Source organism: Streptomyces rapamycinicus NRRL 5491 (genome assembly GCF_024298965.1).
In the GTDB taxonomy this organism is placed as follows: domain Bacteria; phylum Actinomycetota; class Actinomycetes; order Streptomycetales; family Streptomycetaceae; genus Streptomyces; species Streptomyces rapamycinicus.
Genome location: NZ_CP085193.1, coordinates 1,817,637 through 1,832,848 on the forward strand (window position 1 = coordinate 1,817,637; position 15,212 = coordinate 1,832,848).

The window sequence follows — 15,212 nt, forward strand, 5'->3', positions numbered from 1 at the left end:
ATTCAGTGATGTGTCAGGCAGCGAGCGCCGGATGCAACACCACTTTGGTGTAGCCCTCGACCCGCTTGTCGAACTTCTCGTACGCCTGCGGGGCCTGGTCCAGCGGCAGTTCGTGCGAGACCACGAAGCTGGGCCGGGCGCGCCCAGCGATGATCATGTCGCGCAGCTGGCGGTTGTAGCGCTTGACGTTGCACTGGCCCGTGCCCATGCGCTGGCCCTTCTCGAACATCCGGCCGATGGAGACCAGCAGCTGACCGCGTTTGGCGTGCTCATCGGGGCCGCCGGGGTCGGACGGGACGTACAGCCCCGGCACGCCGAGCCGACCGGTCGGCCGCACGGTGTCGACCAGCGAGTTGAGCACCGACGCGGGCTCCTCATGGCTGGCGTCGTGCGCCTGGGCCTGGTAGCCCACCGCGTCGATGCCCTTGTCGGTGCCCTCGCCGCCGGTGCGGTCCACGATCTGCGGCACCGGGTCGCCCTTGCTGAAGTCGATGGGGACGGCGCCGATCTCCGTGGCCTTCGCCAGCCGCTCGGGGACCCGGTCGACCACGAACACCGTGGCGGCGCCGCGCAGCAGCGCGGAGTAGGCGGCCATCAGCCCCACCGGGCCGGCGCCGTAGACGGCCACGCTCTCGCCCGGGGAGACCTGGGCCAGCTCACAGCCGTGGTAGCCGGTCGGGAAGATGTCGGCGAGCAGGATGAAGTCGGTCTCGAGCTCATCGCCCTGGGGCAGCTTCAGGCAGTTGAAGTCGGCGAAGGGCACCCGCAGCCGATCGGCCTGGCCGCCCTTGTACGGGCCCATCGCCACATAGCCGTAGGCGCCGCCCGCGAAGCCCGGGTTGACGGTGAGACAGAAGCCGGTGTCGCCCGCGAGGCAGTTCTTGCAGAATCCGCAGGCCACGTTGAACGGCATGACCACGCGGTCGCCCTTGGAGAGCGAGACGACGCCGGAACCGGTCTCCTCGACCACACCGAGGTTCTCGTGCCCGAAGACGATGCCGGGCTCGGCCGCCGTCCGGCCCTCGTACATATGCAGATCGGAGCCGCAGATCGCGCTGGAGGTGACGCGCACGATTACATCGTTCGGATGCTCGATCCGAGGATCGTCGACGTCCCTCACCGCCACCGAGTAGGGCTTCTCATAGACGACGGCTTTCACCTGGATCACCTCCGCGTCGATCGCTGACAGGCGGCGGTGGTGGCGGACACGGAACGTTCCCAGGGTGTCTCGGCCACCACCGGGTACTTCCAGCGAACCGCCATGGGACGCCCGGCGCAACCGGGTCCGGCGCGGCCGTCTCGCCCCGCGCCCCGCCGGGCCTACTCGACGGTGACCCAGTCCAGGGTGCGCTGGACGGCCTTCTTCCAGCCCGTGTACCCCTCCTTCCTGGTCCTCTCGTCCCACTGGGGCTCCCACCGTCTGGACTCGCTCCAGTGGGAGCGCAGCTCATCGGTGTCCCGCCAGTACCCCGTGGCCAGCCCCGCGGCGTAGGCGGCGCCCAGCGCGGTGGTCTCGGCGATAACCGGGCGGCTGACCGGTACGCCCAGCACATCGGCCTGGATCTGCATGCACAGATCGTTGTCGGTGACCCCGCCGTCCACCCGCAGAACGTCCATGTGGATGTCGGCGTCCCGCTCCATGGCCTCGACCACGTCCCGGCTCTGGTAGCAGATGGCCTCCAGGGTGGCGCGCGCGATATGGCCGTTGGTGTTGAAGCGGGTGAGGCCGACGATCGCGCCGCGGGCGTCGGAGCGCCAGTACGGGGCGAAGAGCCCGGAGAAGGCGGGCACGAAGTACACCCCGCCGTTGTCCTCGACGGTGCGGGCGAGCCGCTCGCTGCCCGGGGCGTCGTCGATCATCTTCATCTGGTCGCGCAGCCACTGGACGGCCGAGCCGGTGACGGCGATCGAGCCCTCCAGGGCGTAGACGGGAGGGCTGTCGCCGAACTGGTACGCCACGGTGGTGAGCAGCCCGCTGGCCGAGCGGATCAGCTCCGCTCCGGTGTTGAGCAGCAGGAAGTTGCCGGTGCCATAGGTGTTCTTGGCCTCGCCGGGGGCGAAGCAGACCTGGCCGACCGTGGCCGCCTGCTGGTCGCCGAGGACGCCGGTGATGGGCGTCGCGGTGCGCAGCGGGCGGGAGGTGCGGGCCTGGCCGTACGCCTCGGGGTGGGAGGAGGGGTTGATCGTCGGCAGCATGGCCCGCGGAATGCCGAAGATCTCCAGCAGTTCGTCGTCCCAGTCCAGCGTCTCCAGGTCCATCAGCATGGTGCGGCTGGCGTTGGTGACATCGGTGGCGTGGATGCCGGCACCGGGACCGCCGGTGAGGTTCCACAGCACCCAGGCGTCGGTGTTGCCGAAGAGGGCATGGCCGGCCTCCGCGGCCTCGCGGACGCCCTCGACGTTGTCCAGGATCCACTTGATCTTGCCGCCGGAGAAGTAGGTGGCGGGCGGCAGCCCCGCCTTGCGGCGGATCACCTCGCCCTTGCCGTTCCGTTCCAGCGCGGCCGCGATGGTGTCGGTGCGGGTGTCCTGCCAGACGATGGCGTTGTAGTACGGGCGGCCGTTGCGCGGATCCCAGATCACCGTGGTCTCGCGCTGATTGGTGATGCCGATCGCGGCCAGGTCGGCGGGGGACAGCCCGCCCGCGCGGAGGGCGTTCTGCATCACCGAGTTGGTGCGCTCGTAGATCTCCACCGGGTCGTGCTCGACCCACCCCGCGCGCGGCAGGATCTGGCGGTGCTCCAGCTGGTACCGCGCCACCTCGTCACCGTCGTGGTTGAAGATCATGAAACGGGTGCTGGTGGTTCCCTGGTCCACCGCACCGATGAATTCCGGCATGCTGCCGCCTCTCGTGGGTGGGGTACGGCCCGGATCGGCTACTCGGGGGTCGGGGTGCGGCCCACCTCCGTTTCGGCCGCCGGGAGGAAGCGGCTGATCAGCACCTTGTAGAGGGCGGCGCCGACAAGTCCGCCGAGCAGCGGGCCCACGATCGGCACCCAGAAGTACAGATCCCCGTACTGGTCCCGCCACGCGCTGCGGTATCCGGTGAGATAGCTGGCCAGCCGGGGGCCCAAGTCACGGGCCGGGTTGATGGCGTACCCCGCGTCGGCCCCCCACGCCATGCCGATCGCGACCACGATCAGCCCGATGACGAAGGGCCCCAGATTGGCCTTCGGGGCCGAGTTCAGCACATCGGTGACGGCGAAGATGAGCAGCACCAGGATCGCGGTGCCGATGATCTGGTCGCGCAGCGCGCCCCATTCGCTGACCGGAAGGACTCCGTTGCCGGGGAGGGTGGAGAAGACGAACTGGGTCTTGAAGGTGTGCCCCGGGTCGGCGTGGCCCAGCGCCTCGGTGTAGTTCCAGCGCACCAGCAGGGCCCCGACGAACGCGCCGACCGTCTGCGCCACGGCGTACGGCAGGACCTTGCTCCAGGGGAAGCCCTTGAAGGCCGCCAGGGAGAGGGTGACCGCCGGGTTGATGTGGGCCCCGCTGAGCCGCGCCGCCACATACACACCGAGGGTGACGCCCAGCCCCCAGGCCCAGGCGATGGAGTCGTGATCGCCGAGTGCGCCCGGGGGCTTGGTGAGGTCACCGCCCGCCACGACCTGCGCCACCACACCGCAGCCGAAGAGGATCAGCACCATGGTGCCCGCGAACTCCGCACAGAGCTCGCCGAGCAGTGCCGACCTCGGGCGTTGTGGTTTCGGGGCAGTCATGGGCCCATCGTCGGGGCGCTCCGGCACGGCGGCCCGTCCTGCTGGGCCGTCCGGGTCATGGACGGCGAAACCGGGTCTGTACGGATCAGGGTGCGGACCTGTACGAAGGTGCTGACAACATCGCCCATCGCCCTCCCATCGCCCCTCGCCCCCGCCCCTCGCCCTCCAGCCGAAACAGGACGACACGGATGCCGACCACCCAAGCCCCGACGAACTGGGCCGGGAACATCACCTTCTCCGCCGCCCGGCTGCACCACCCGGACAGCGTCGACGAGCTGCGGCGGATCGTCAGCTCCGCCGACCGGGTACGGGTACTGGGCACGGGCCACTCCTTCAACCGCATCGCCGACACCGAGGGCGATCTGGTGAACCTGGACCGGCTACCGCACCGGGTGGAGGTGGACCCCGGGAAGGGCACCGCGACCATCGCGGCGGGCATGCGGTACGCACATGTGGCCCAGGCCCTGCACGCGGAGGGCTTCGCGCTGGCCAACCTCGCCTCGCTGCCGCACATCACGGTCGCGGGGGCCTGCACCACCGCCACCCATGGCTCGGGGAGCGACCAGCGCTGTCTGGCGGCGGCGGTCGCGGGTCTTGAGATCGTCGGCCCCGGCGGCGAGGTGACCCGGATCGGCCGGGACGAGGACCCGGACCGGCTGAACGGGGCCGTGGTCGGGCTCGGCGGTCTTGGCGTGGTCACCGCCATGACGCTGGACATCGAGCCCACCTTCGACGTGGCCCAGTGGGTGTGGACCGGGCTGCCGCTGGACCGGCTGGACGACAGCTTCGAGGAGATCTTCGGCGCCGCCTACAGCGTCAGCGTCTTCACCGACTGGCGCTCGGGCGAGGGCGTGGTGTGGCTGAAGTGCCGCACCGACCTGCCCGATCCCCCCGACCCCGGGCAGCCGTGGCTGGGGGCCCATCCGGCCGACCGCCACCACCACCCGGTGCCCGCGATGCCGCCGCTGCACTGCACCGAGCAGCTGGGCGCGCCGGGGCCGTGGCATGAGCGGCTGCCGCACTTCCGCCCGGACTTCACTCCCAGCAACGGCGATGAGCTGCAGTCGGAGCTGCTGCTGCCGCGCGAGGCGGCCTCGGCGGCGTTCGCCGCGCTGCGCGGCCTCGGGGACCGGATCGCGCCCGTGGTGCAGGTGTCCGAGGTCCGTACGATCGCGGCGGACGAGCTGTGGCTGAGCCCCGCGTACGGCCGGGACAGCGTGGCCTTCCACTTCACCTGGGTCCCCGATCACGACGCGGTGATCGAGGTGGTGGCCGCGATGGAGGAGGCGCTGCTGCCGCTGGGGGCGCGGCCGCACTGGTCCAAACTGACCACGGCCGCGCCGGAGCGGATCCTCTCCTCGTACGACCGGGCCGGCGACTTCGCGCGGCTGCTGGCCGAGCACGACCCGGCGGGGAAGTTCCGCAACGCCTATCTGGAGGGCTACTTCCCCACCGGGTGAGAGCCTGTGTCATATCCCCGGCCGGATCAGCGTGCGGCGTCAGGGGGCACCTCCCAGCGGTAGCTGGGGGAGCGTGCGATCGCAAGGCGCCGGAGCGCCCTCGTGGCGGAGCCACTTGGGCGTTTCGGCAACGCGGCGAGAGGGGGCACCTCCCAGCGGTAGCTGGGGGAGCGTGCCAGACGTCGCACGCCCGGCCGGGGATATGACACAGGCTCTGCGAGCGGCACCGGCCTCTGTTCAGCCGGTCCAGGACCATTCGGCGACCTCGGGCATATCGGTGCCGTGCTCGCGGATCCAGGCCTGGTGGCGGCTGCGGGCGTCCTGCATCCGCTGCCGTACGGCCGTGGCGCGCACCGCGAGCCCGGGGGTCCGGTCGATGACGTCCATCACCAGCCGGTAGCGGTCCAGGTCGTTGCGGACCACCATGTCGAACGGCGTGGTGGTGGTGCCCATCTCCAGGTAGCCGCGCACATGGAGGTTGGGGTGGACGGCCCGGCGGTAGGACAGCCGGTGCACCAGCCACGGATAGCCGTGGTACGCGAAGATGACCGGCCGGTCGCGGGTGAACAGGGCGTCGAACTCGTGGTCCGTCATCCCGTGCGGATGCTCCTCCTTCGGCAGCAGCCGGGTCATGTCGACGACATTGACCACCCGCACGGCCACATCGGGCAGATGGCGGCGGAGGATCCCGGCGGCCGCGATGACCTCCTGGGTGGGCACGTCGCCCGCGGCGGCCAGCACCACGTCCGGCTCCCCCGCGCCGTTCTCGGTACCGGCCCAGTCCCAGGTCCCGGCGCCGCGGGCACAGTGGGCGCGCGCCTGGTCGAGATCGAGCCAGTCGAAGCAGGGCTGTTTGCCCGCGACGACCACATTCACGTAGTCGCGGCTGCGCAGGACGTGGTCGGCCACGCTGAGCAGGGTGTTGGTGTCCGGCGGCAGATAGACGCGCACCACCTCCGGGCTCTTGTTGAGCACATGGTCGACGAAGCCGGGGTCCTGGTGCGAGAAGCCGTTGTGGTCCTGGCGCCACACATGGGAGGTCAGCAGGTAGTTGAGGGAGGCCACCGGGCGCCGCCAGGGCAGTGAGCGGGACACCTTCAGCCATTTGATGTGCTGGTTGACCATGGAGTCCACGATGTGCACGAACGCCTCGTAGCAGGAGAAGAGGCCGTGCCGCCCGGTCAGCAGATAGCCCTCCAGCCAGCCCTGGCAGAGGTGCTCGGAGAGGATCTCCATGACCCGGCCGTTGCGGCTGAGGTGCTCGTCGGTGGGCACGATGGACTCCTGCCACGCCTTGCCGGTGGCGCGGTAGAGGGCCTCCAGCCGGTTGGAGGCGGTCTCGTCGGGGCCGACCACCCTGAAGTCGCGGCGGTCGGCGGTGTCCTCCATGACCTTCTCCAGCAGCCCGCCGAGGACCCGGGTCGGCTCGTGCAGGGTCGCGCCGGGCTTGTCCACGGGGACCGCGTACCGCTCCAGGTCGGGCACGGGCAGCGAGCGCAGCAGCAGTCCGCCGTTGGCGTGCGGATTGGCGCCCAGGCGGCGGTCGCCCTCCGGGACCTCGGCCAGGAGGTCCGCCCGGGGCCGCCCGTCGGCGTCGAAGAGCTCCTCGGGGCGGTACGAACGCAGCCAGCGCTCCAGCTGCCGCAGATGCTCCGGGTTCTCCCGGACGCCCGGCAGGGGGACCTGGTGGGCGCGCCAGGTGCCCTCCACCGGGAGCCCGTCGACCTCCTCGGGACCGGTCCAGCCCTTGGGCGTGCGGAGCACGATGACGGGCCAGCGGGGCCGCTCGGTGATGCCCTCCTCGCGGGCGGTGCGCTGGAGCAGGGCGATCCGGTCCAGCGCCTCGTCCAGGGCGTGCGCCATGGACCGGTGCACCTGAAGCGGTTCGTCCCCGGCGACGTGGATCGGCTCGTGACCGTACCCCCGCAGCAGGTCGTCGAGTTCGGGCTCCGGGAGCCGGGCGAGCACCGTGGGGTTGGCGATCTTGTATCCGTTGAGGTGGAGGATCGGCAGCACGGCGCCGTCGTGGACCGGGTCCAGGAACTTGTTGGCGTGCCAGGAGCCGGCCAGCGGGCCGGTCTCGGCCTCGCCGTCGCCGATGACGCAGGCGACCAGCAGCCCGGGGTTGTCCAGCGCGGCCCCGTAGGCGTGGGCGAGCGAGTAGCCGAGCTCACCGCCCTCGTGGATCGAGCCGGGGGTCTCGGGGGCCACATGGCTGGGCACCCCGCCGGGGAAGGAGAACTGCCGGAAGAGCCGGGCCATGCCCGCCGCGTCCCGGCTGACGTCCGGGTAGACCTCGGAGTAGCTGCCGTCCAGCCAGGAGCCGGCGAGCACCGCGGGGCCGCCGTGACCGGGGCCCCAGACGCAGATGGCGTCAAGGTCGCGGTCCTTGATGACGCGGTTGAGATGGGTGTGGACGAGGTTGAGTCCGGGTGAGGTGCCCCAGTGGCCCAGCAGCCGGGGCTTGATGTGGTCCGGGCGCAGCGGCTCGGTCAGCAGCGGGTTGGCCAGCAGATAGATCTGGCCCGCCGCCAGGTAGTTGGCGGCGCGCCAGTGGGCGTCCAGGGCGCGGATCCGGTCGTCGGCGAGCCCGCCGCCCGGCGAGCCCGTCGTGGTCGGTGCGTCTGGCATGGACCTCTCCCTCGTGGTCTGCGGTGACGTGCCCGTCTCGTGGTGTCCAGTTGTGTACCCGTCGGCCGCGCCGTCCGCCGTGCCGCCTGCCGTTCAGTCCCGCTCCGGCACGATCACCACCGGGCAGGGCGCGTGGTGCAGGGCCGCGTGGGCGATGCGGCCGAGTTGCAGCCCGGCGATGTGACCATGGCCGCGGCGGGCGCCGAGGACCAGCAGATCGGCGGTGGCGGCCGCGTGGAGGAGCGCCTTGCGGGCCGTGCCCTCGACCGTCGCGCGGTGCACGGTGACCTCGGGGTGGTCCCGTCGGGCGGTCCGCAGGGCGTCCTCCAGCATCCGCTCCGCCCGTGCCCAGTGGGCACGCACCGGGTCCCCCTCCAGCAGCAGATCATCCGTCACCTCGCCGGCGGGCGCGCGCCAGGCCCGTACGGCCTCCAGCGTGCGGCCGCCCGCCCCGGCCTCGTGGAAGGCGAACCGGGCCGCGGCCGACGGACCGCCCGCCTCGCCGGGCTCGCCCACGCCGAGCACGATCCGGCCGAAGGCGCCGCCCCGGTTGGGCTCGCCGCCCCGTACGACGGTCACCGGGCAGCTGGCGCGGGCGGCGACCGCGAGGCTCACCGAGCCGAGCAGCAGCCCGGCGAGTTCACCGCGGCCGCGGGAGCCGACGACCACGCCCGAGGCGTCCCGCCCGGCGCGCAGCAGCGCGTCCACCGGGTCCTCCGGCAGGATTTCGGCGGCGACCTTCACATCGGGGCCGCGGCGGCGGGCGCGCTCCGCGGCGGACGCGGCGATCTCCTCGTCCCTGATCTGCTCCCAGGGGCGCTCGGGGTCGGCGGCGGGCGCGATGCCCTCGTACCGCTCCCACAGCGAGGCGTGCACCAGCCGCAGCGGCACCGCGTGCCGGGCGGCGGCGTCCACCGCCCAGTCCACCGCCTGGAGGCTGTGGTGCGAGCCGTCGACGCCCACCACGAGGGGGAGCTCCACCATTCCCACCACCTTCCGCGCGGCGGCCCCGCGCTCGTGCCGAACGCCTTCGCCCCCCCTGTGGCCTGACGCCTTCACCCTCGCGTCCGTGCGGGATTTCGCGCGAGGGGCGTTTCGGCCCTGTCAGGGGTCGTTCGGCCCAGGGCGCCCGTGCGGGCCGAACGGACCCGAGCGCACCCCGGGCAGCCCAAGAAGGGGGCCGGAGCGCCGTCCCACGCTGGGAGCGGACCGGGGAGGCACGGATGAAGCACCGCAAGATCGGCAATGTGATGACCGACGACGTCGTCCGGGTGAGTTCCAAGACGTCGTTCGACGAGGTCGGTGCGCTGCTCTCCCGGCACCGCTTCAACGGGCTGCCCGTGGTGGACGAGGACGACAAGGTGGTCGGCATGATCACCGGGACCGATCTCAGCGAACCCGCCCGGACGGCCGGAGAGCTGATGTCGCGCCCCGCGGTCACCGTGCGCCCCCAGGACAGCATCGTGGACGCGGCCCGCGCGATGGACCGCCATCGCGTCGAGCGGCTGCCCGTCGTCGACGAGGAGGACCGGTTGATCGGCATCGTCACCCGCCGGGACCTGCTGCGGGTCTTCCTCCGCCCGGACGACGAGATCCGCACCGAGGTGATCGACGAGGTGCTGGTCCGGTCGCTGTGGCTCGGCCCGCAGTCGGTCGCGGTCACCGTGACCGACGGGGTCGTACGGCTGGAGGGGCGGCTGGACCGGCACAGCGAGATCCCCATCGCGGTCCGGATGACCGGGCAGGTGGACGGCGTGGTGGCCGTGGTCGACCGGCTCAGCTACCGGGTCGACGACTCCGCGGGCCGGGGAGGTGCGCGGCGATGACCCGCCCGGCCGGCAAGCCGCTGCGGGACGGCCGGGTGGTGGTGGGCCTGGACGGCTCCGACAGCGCCTGGGCCGCGCTGGACCGGGCGGTCGCCGAGGCGCGGCGGCGTGACGCCACGCTGGAGATCGTGCACGCCTGGCCGTGGGCCCGGACCGACCCGCTCGCCTTCGACCCGGACAGCGAGCCGCGGCGGCCCGGGGTGGAGATCGCCAGGACCGTGCTGCGGCTGGCCATGTCGCGGGCCCAGGAGCAGGATCCGCATCTGCGCATCGTGCCCACCCTGACGGCCCAGGACGCGGTGCCCGAACTGCTGCGGATCGGCGAGGACGCCTCGCTGATCGTCATCGGCACCCGGGGGCTCGGCGGTTTCACCGGGCTGCTGCTCGGTTCGGTCGGGCTGCGGCTGGCCACGCATACCAGGCGCCCGCTGCTGGTGGTGCGCGGCGGGTCCACGAGGGCGTACGGGCCCGAGGGCCACGGCAAGGTGCTGGTCGGGGTGGAGAGCGGCGCGGACGCGGCGGCGGCCCGCTTCGCCTTCGAGGAGGCCGCCCGGCGCCGGGCCCGGCTGCGGGTGCTCTACGCCTGGCCCAAGTCGCGGGTCTTCGCGGGCGATCACGCCCTGCCCGCACGGGAGGTGGTGGCGCTGCGCGCCGAGCGGGAGCAGACGGTGGCGCACGGAATGGTGGCCGGGCTGCGCGAGGAGTTCGGGCACATCCGGGTGCGGGAGCACACCACTCACAGCGCCCCCGCGCAGGCCCTGGTGGAGGCGTCGCGGGCGGCGGACGTCCTGGTGCTGGCCGTGCACCGGCGGACGCCCCGGCTCGGCATGCAGCTCGGTCCCGTCACGCATGCGGCACTGCATCATGCGCACTGTCCGGTGGTGCTGGTGCCGGTCGAGTAGGCACGGACAGGCCTTGGGGGGCGGGTTTCGTTTCGCGCCTTCGGCGCCATTGAGCAGCGGGGCAGGGGGCGGGGCGCGCGGGCCTCGCCGCCGGCCGCCGGGCCGGTGGGGGCGAGGGCCGGCGGCGGCTTCCGTGCTCGGTGGCCAGAAGCCTCTCCGGACTGCGGGTCGGCGGGGTCCGGCACCCTCTCCGAAAAATGCTTGATCTGGCGCAACTAGTTCATCAAGCGATCTCCAGGGGACGCCGGGAAAGGGCCGTAAGACCTGGTCGCCGGGACCACCCCGGGACCGGTCGGCCCTGTCGGCGGGCGCCCGGTCATGGTCCGCTGGAGTTGGCACCGGGGGCAATCAGCAGACGCGGAGAAGCGGATGTCCCACTACCGCGCACCGCGCAATCAGGGCCCGCGAGAAGTGGGCGCCCCCGGCGCCGCGCACGTGCGCCGGGAAGGAGGCAGCGATGGCGCGCCCCGTCACCGTCGGACTGGACGGTTCCGACGAGAGTCTGGCCGCCGCCGGCTGGGCGGCCCATGAGGCCCGTTCGCGCGGCGCGCCGCTGCGGCTGGTGAACGCGTGGCCCGGGCCCGAGCAGAAGGATCTGACCCCGGGCCGGGAGGCCGCCTGGCAGTACTGGTCCGAGCGCGCCCTGCGCTCGGCACACGCCGAGCTGGACGACCCGGAGACGACGATCCTCACCGCCCAGATCTCCGGCCGGCCCGCGCCCGTCCTGCTGGCCGAGGCGGAGCGGGCCCAGCTGCTGGTGGTGGGGTCCCGTTCGATCGGCGTGGTCGCGGGCTTCTTCCTGGGCTCGGTCGGCCTGGAGCTCGCCGCGCGCTCCATGACCCCCGTGGTCCTGGTGCGGGCGGACGGGCACGAGGAGCGGCACGGCGATGTGGTGGTCGGCGTGGAGCCGCGCGAGCCGTGCGACGACATCCTGGAGTTCGCCTTCGACGCCGCGGCCCGGCGCGACGGTGTGCTGCGGGCCGTCTACACCAACCGGGTCCCCGCCATCCGGGGCGACGCCCCCTGGGTGGTGGACGTGGGGCTGAGCGACGCGCGCAAGGAGGCGGAGCACGCGCTGGGCGAGGTGCTGGCGCCGTGGCGGGACAAGTTCCCCGAGGTGCGGATCTTCGAGGAGGTCGCGTCCGACAGCCCGGCCCGGCGGCTGGTGGCCGCGGCGGCGGGGACGGCGCTGATGGTCGTGGGCCGCGGTCCGCGCCGGGTGGGGTTCGGCCCCCGGCTGGGGCCGGTCACCCAGGCGGTGGCACACCACGCCGCCTGCCCGGTCGCGGTCGTGCCCCAGCGATGAGCCCCCGTTAATCGGAGGAAACCGGAGGAAAGGGAAACGGCCATGAAAGCACTCGTCTTCCACGGGCCGGAACGGTCCTCCTGGCAGGAGGTGCCCGACCCCGAACTCGAGGCCGCCACCGACGCGATCGTCCGGATCGACACCACGACCATCTGCGGCACCGATCTGCACATCCTCCGCGGCGAGGTGCCGGACGTCGAGCCCGGCCGGGTGCTCGGTCACGAGGGGGTCGGCGAGGTCGTCGAGACCGGTGCCGACGTCCGCGGGATCCGTCCCGGCGACCGGGTGCTGATCTCCTGTATCTCGGCCTGCGGCCACTGCCGCTTCTGCCGGGAGCGCGGCTACGGGCAGTGCCGTGACGGCGGTGGCTGGATCCTGGGCCGTACGGTCGACGGCACCCAGGCCGAGTATGTGCGGGTGCCGTTCGCCGATCTGTCCACGCATCCGCTGACGGGGTCCGCCGAGGGCCATGACGCCGTGCTGCTGGCGGATGTCTTCCCCACCGCGTACGAGGTGGGCGTCCTCAACGGCCGGGTGGGGCCGGGCGATACGGTCGCGGTGGTGGGCGCCGGGCCGGTCGGGCTGGCCTCGATCGCCGCGGCGCAGTTCTTCTCCCCCGGCCGGACCATCGCCGTCGATCCGGACACGGCCCGGCTGGACGCCGCCAAGCGGGTCGGCGCCGACGCGGTGGCGGACTCCGCCGAGGATCCGGAGCGGCTGGTCGACGATCTCACCGAGGGGCTCGGCGCCGATGTGGTGATCGAGGCCGTGGGGAGCCCGCGGTCCTTCGAGACCTGCACCCGGATGGTGCGGCCGGGCGGCCGGATCGCCAACGTGGGTGTGCACGCCCAGCCCGCGACGCTGCATCTCGAAGAGCTGTGGATCAAGAACGTGACGATCACCACCGGGCTGGTCGACACCTACTCGACCCCCACCCTGCTCTCCCTGCTGTGCGCCGGGCGGCTGCCCACGTCCACGCTGATCACCCATCTGTTCGAACTGGACCAGATGGAGGAGGCGTACGACGTCTTCGCCCACGCCGCCGACACCGGCGCGATCAAGATCGCGCTCGGCGAGGCCGCCCGTCCGCTGGTGGCCCGGGGGACGTGAGCGGAGAGGCGATGCGCATGGGAGCACCCATCACCGTCGGGGTCGACGGTTTCGCCGAGAGCCCGCCCGCCGCACACTGGGCGGCGCGCGAGGCGCTGCTGCGCGATCTGCGGGTGCGTCTGATCCACGCCTGGAACCCGCCGTCGCCCCCAGCCCCGGCCCTCCCCCACGAGGACGACCAGAGCTACTGGTCGCAGCGGCTGCTGACCGACCTGGTGGGCGAGTTGCGCGACACCCATCCGGGGCTGCGGGTCTCGGCCGAGCTGGTGCCGCGCGAGACCGTGCCGGCCCTGCTGGACGCGGCCCGGGACGCGGAGATGCTGGTGCTGGGCTCGCGCGGGCGCGGCACCCCCGGCGGCTTCCTCCTCGGATCGACCGGCCGGCAGATCCTCGCGCACGGGGTACACCCGGTGATCATGGTGCACGCCGACGACAAACCGCTGACCGCCGATGTGGCCGTCGGAGTGTCCCTGCGACGGCCGAACGAGGAGGCGCTGCGGTTCGCCTTCGACGCCGCCGCCCGGCGCGGCGGTGTGCTGCGGGCCGTGCACGCGGGCACGAACCGCCCGGAGGACGAGGAGGCTGCGGGGGACGAGGAGGAGCCGGGGGCGGAGGGCGCGCTGGACGCGGCGCTGCGCCCCTGGCGGGAGCAGTACCCCGGAGTGCCGGTGGCGGAGGCGTTCACCGCGGAGCGCCCGGCGCTCGGCGTGGTGCACACCGCGCCGGGCTCGGGGCTGCTCGTGCTGGGCCGCGACGAGACGGAGCCGGGCCCCGTCCCCCATCTCGGTTCGGTGATCCACGCGGCGGTGCACCACGCGCCGTGCCCGGTGGCGGTCGTCCCGCGCGGCTGATGCCCGGAGGGAGACGAGTGATGCCCGGAGGGAGGCGAGAGTGACGTGTCGGAGGCGATGACCACCGACCTCTACGAGGTGACGATGGCCCTGTCGTATGTGCGCGAGGGCATGACCGCCCCGGCCACCTTCGACCTCTACGTCCGCGATCTGCCGCCCGAGCGGGGCTTCCTGGTCGCCGCGGGCCTGGAGCCCGCGCTGGACTTCCTGTCCGGCTTCCGCGTGGAGCACGAGGACGTGGCGGCGTACGCCGCGGCGATGGGCCGTCCGTACGAGGACCTCGAACCGCTGCTGGGGCTCGGCTTCGACGGCGAGGTGCGGGCGGTGCCCGAGGGGCGGATCGCCCTCGCCGGGGAGCCGCTGCTGGAGCTGACCGCGCCGCTGCCGCAGGCCCAGCTGGTCGAGACGTATCTGCTGGGGCAGCTGAGCCACCAGACCACCATCGCCTCCAAGGCGGCCCGGTGTGTGGTGGCCGCGGAAGGGCGCCCGGTGGTGGACTTCTCGCTGCGCCGCACCCACGGCCCGTGGTCCGGGCTCCAGTCGGCGCGGCTGGCCGCGATGACCGGTTTCACGGCGACCAGCAACGTGGCGGCGGCCACGGCCTACGGGATCGAGGCCACCGGGACGATGGCGCACTCGTACATCGAGGCGTTCCCGGACGAGGAGACCGCGTTCCGCGCGTTCGCCCGTACCCATCCCAACCCGGTCACCTTCCTGGTGGACACCTATGACACGGCGACCGGCGTGGCCACCGCGGCGCGGGTGCTGCGCGAGCTGGCGTCCGGGCCGCTCGGCGCGATCCGGCTGGACAGCGGCGACCTGGGCGAAGAGGCGGCACGGGCCCGGGAGATCCTCGACGCGGCGGGGCTGCCGGAGGTGCGGATCGTGGCGAGCGGCGGGCTCGACGAGTACGCCGTCGAGGAGCTGATCCACTCGGGCGCGCCGATCGACGTCTACGCCGTGGGCACCCGGATGGGCGTGTCGGCCGACGCCGCCTCCCTCGACACCGCGTACAAGCTGGTCGCCTACGACGGGCGGCCGGTGATGAAACTGTCCTCGGCCAAGGCCACGGCCCCGGGCAGCAAGCAGGTGTGGCGGCGCCCCGGCTTCGCCGATGTGATCGGCGAGCGCGACGAACTCCCGCCCCACGGCGGCGCGCCGCTGCTGGAGACCGTGATGCGGGAGGGCGTACGGACCGCGGCCCCCGACACCCTCGACCGCGCCCGGCGGCGGTTCGACACCGATCTCGCCGGGCTGCCGCCGCACGCCCGGCGGATCCGCCACCCGGCCCCGCCCCGGCCCGCCACCTCAGCCGGACTGGCCCGGCTGGCGGGTCAGGTGCGCCGCCGGATCGAGGTCCGGCTGGCGGCCGGGGACGAGGCGGGTGGAAGACAGGCAGCGTGACGA

At 72.9% G+C, this 15,212-nt stretch carries 12 protein-coding genes; 7 read left to right on the forward strand and 5 right to left on the reverse strand.

Annotation, left to right across the window (positions count from 1 at the left end; genetic code table 11):
- Nucleotides 1-13: 13 nt before the first annotated feature.
- The 3 genes from LIV37_RS07385 to LIV37_RS07395 form a co-directional block, all read right to left on the reverse strand.
- Nucleotides 14-1,159 (reverse strand): glutathione-independent formaldehyde dehydrogenase, encoded by a 1,146-nt coding sequence (locus LIV37_RS07385; RefSeq protein ID WP_121826187.1) that lies wholly within the window; start codon nucleotides 1,157-1,159, stop codon nucleotides 14-16.
- A gap of 161 nt (nucleotides 1,160-1,320) precedes the next feature.
- A complete protein-coding gene (gene glpK, locus LIV37_RS07390; protein ID WP_020866476.1) occupies nucleotides 1,321-2,838 on the reverse strand; it encodes a glycerol kinase GlpK in 1,518 nt (505 codons plus the stop codon).
- A gap of 38 nt (nucleotides 2,839-2,876) precedes the next feature.
- On the reverse strand, nucleotides 2,877-3,719 hold the full coding sequence (locus LIV37_RS07395; protein ID WP_121825729.1) for an MIP/aquaporin family protein: 843 nt from the start codon (nucleotides 3,717-3,719) through the stop codon (nucleotides 2,877-2,879).
- Nucleotides 3,720-3,907: 188 nt separating this feature from the next.
- On the opposite strand from LIV37_RS07395, the gene LIV37_RS07400 reads away from it, so the two are divergent.
- Nucleotides 3,908-5,179, forward strand: a complete 1,272-nt coding sequence (locus LIV37_RS07400) for an FAD-binding protein (protein ID WP_020866478.1) — start codon at nucleotides 3,908-3,910, stop codon at nucleotides 5,177-5,179.
- A 237-nt stretch (nucleotides 5,180-5,416) separates the two neighbouring features.
- Here the strand turns inward: LIV37_RS07400 and LIV37_RS07405 are convergent, their stop codons facing one another.
- Complete coding sequence (locus LIV37_RS07405) at nucleotides 5,417-7,810, reverse strand: phosphoketolase family protein (RefSeq protein WP_020866479.1); 2,394 nt, start codon at nucleotides 7,808-7,810, stop codon at nucleotides 5,417-5,419.
- A gap of 93 nt (nucleotides 7,811-7,903) precedes the next feature.
- Nucleotides 7,904-8,791, reverse strand: coding sequence for a universal stress protein (locus LIV37_RS07410; RefSeq protein WP_121826186.1), 888 nt, complete (start codon nucleotides 8,789-8,791; stop codon nucleotides 7,904-7,906).
- Nucleotides 8,792-9,033: 242 nt separating this feature from the next.
- Between LIV37_RS07410 and LIV37_RS07415 the strand changes: the two genes are divergently transcribed.
- From LIV37_RS07415 to LIV37_RS07440, 6 genes are all read left to right on the forward strand, one after another.
- Nucleotides 9,034-9,636, forward strand: coding sequence for a CBS domain-containing protein (locus LIV37_RS07415; protein WP_020866480.1), 603 nt, complete (start codon nucleotides 9,034-9,036; stop codon nucleotides 9,634-9,636).
- A complete protein-coding gene (locus LIV37_RS07420) occupies nucleotides 9,633-10,538 on the forward strand; it encodes a universal stress protein (protein WP_020866481.1) in 906 nt (301 codons plus the stop codon). The genes LIV37_RS07415 and LIV37_RS07420 overlap by 4 nt, the downstream gene beginning before the upstream one ends.
- A gap of 457 nt (nucleotides 10,539-10,995) precedes the next feature.
- Nucleotides 10,996-11,844 carry a universal stress protein gene (locus tag LIV37_RS07425; RefSeq protein WP_020866482.1) on the forward strand — a complete coding sequence of 283 codons (849 nt, stop codon included), beginning with the start codon at nucleotides 10,996-10,998 and terminating at the stop codon, nucleotides 11,842-11,844.
- A gap of 42 nt (nucleotides 11,845-11,886) precedes the next feature.
- Nucleotides 11,887-12,954, forward strand: a complete 1,068-nt coding sequence (locus LIV37_RS07430; protein WP_020866483.1) for an alcohol dehydrogenase catalytic domain-containing protein — start codon at nucleotides 11,887-11,889, stop codon at nucleotides 12,952-12,954.
- 17 nt (nucleotides 12,955-12,971) lie between these two features.
- Complete coding sequence (locus LIV37_RS07435) at nucleotides 12,972-13,805, forward strand: universal stress protein (RefSeq protein ID WP_158634939.1); 834 nt, start codon at nucleotides 12,972-12,974, stop codon at nucleotides 13,803-13,805.
- Between the two features lie 45 nt (nucleotides 13,806-13,850).
- Nucleotides 13,851-15,209 (forward strand): nicotinate phosphoribosyltransferase, encoded by a 1,359-nt coding sequence (locus LIV37_RS07440; RefSeq protein ID WP_020866485.1) that lies wholly within the window; start codon nucleotides 13,851-13,853, stop codon nucleotides 15,207-15,209.
- Nucleotides 15,210-15,212 lie beyond the last annotated feature (3 nt).

Bases quoted from the DNA above. Each gene is read 5' to 3' on its own strand.
- glpK (WP_020866476.1), bottom strand. From the start codon at position 2,838: ATGCCGGAATTCATCGGTGCGGTGGACCAGGGAACCACCAGCACCCGT.
- LIV37_RS07395 (WP_121825729.1), bottom strand. From the start codon at position 3,719: ATGACTGCCCCGAAACCACAACGCCCGAGGTCGGCACTGCTCGGCGAG.
- LIV37_RS07400 (WP_020866478.1), top strand. From the start codon at position 3,908: ATGCCGACCACCCAAGCCCCGACGAACTGGGCCGGGAACATCACCTTC.
- LIV37_RS07405 (WP_020866479.1), bottom strand. From the start codon at position 7,810: ATGCCAGACGCACCGACCACGACGGGCTCGCCGGGCGGCGGGCTCGCC.
- LIV37_RS07415 (WP_020866480.1), top strand. From the start codon at position 9,034: ATGAAGCACCGCAAGATCGGCAATGTGATGACCGACGACGTCGTCCGG.
- LIV37_RS07420 (WP_020866481.1), top strand. From the start codon at position 9,633: ATGACCCGCCCGGCCGGCAAGCCGCTGCGGGACGGCCGGGTGGTGGTG.
- LIV37_RS07425 (WP_020866482.1), top strand. From the start codon at position 10,996: ATGGCGCGCCCCGTCACCGTCGGACTGGACGGTTCCGACGAGAGTCTG.
- LIV37_RS07430 (WP_020866483.1), top strand. From the start codon at position 11,887: ATGAAAGCACTCGTCTTCCACGGGCCGGAACGGTCCTCCTGGCAGGAG.
- LIV37_RS07435 (WP_158634939.1), top strand. From the start codon at position 12,972: ATGGGAGCACCCATCACCGTCGGGGTCGACGGTTTCGCCGAGAGCCCG.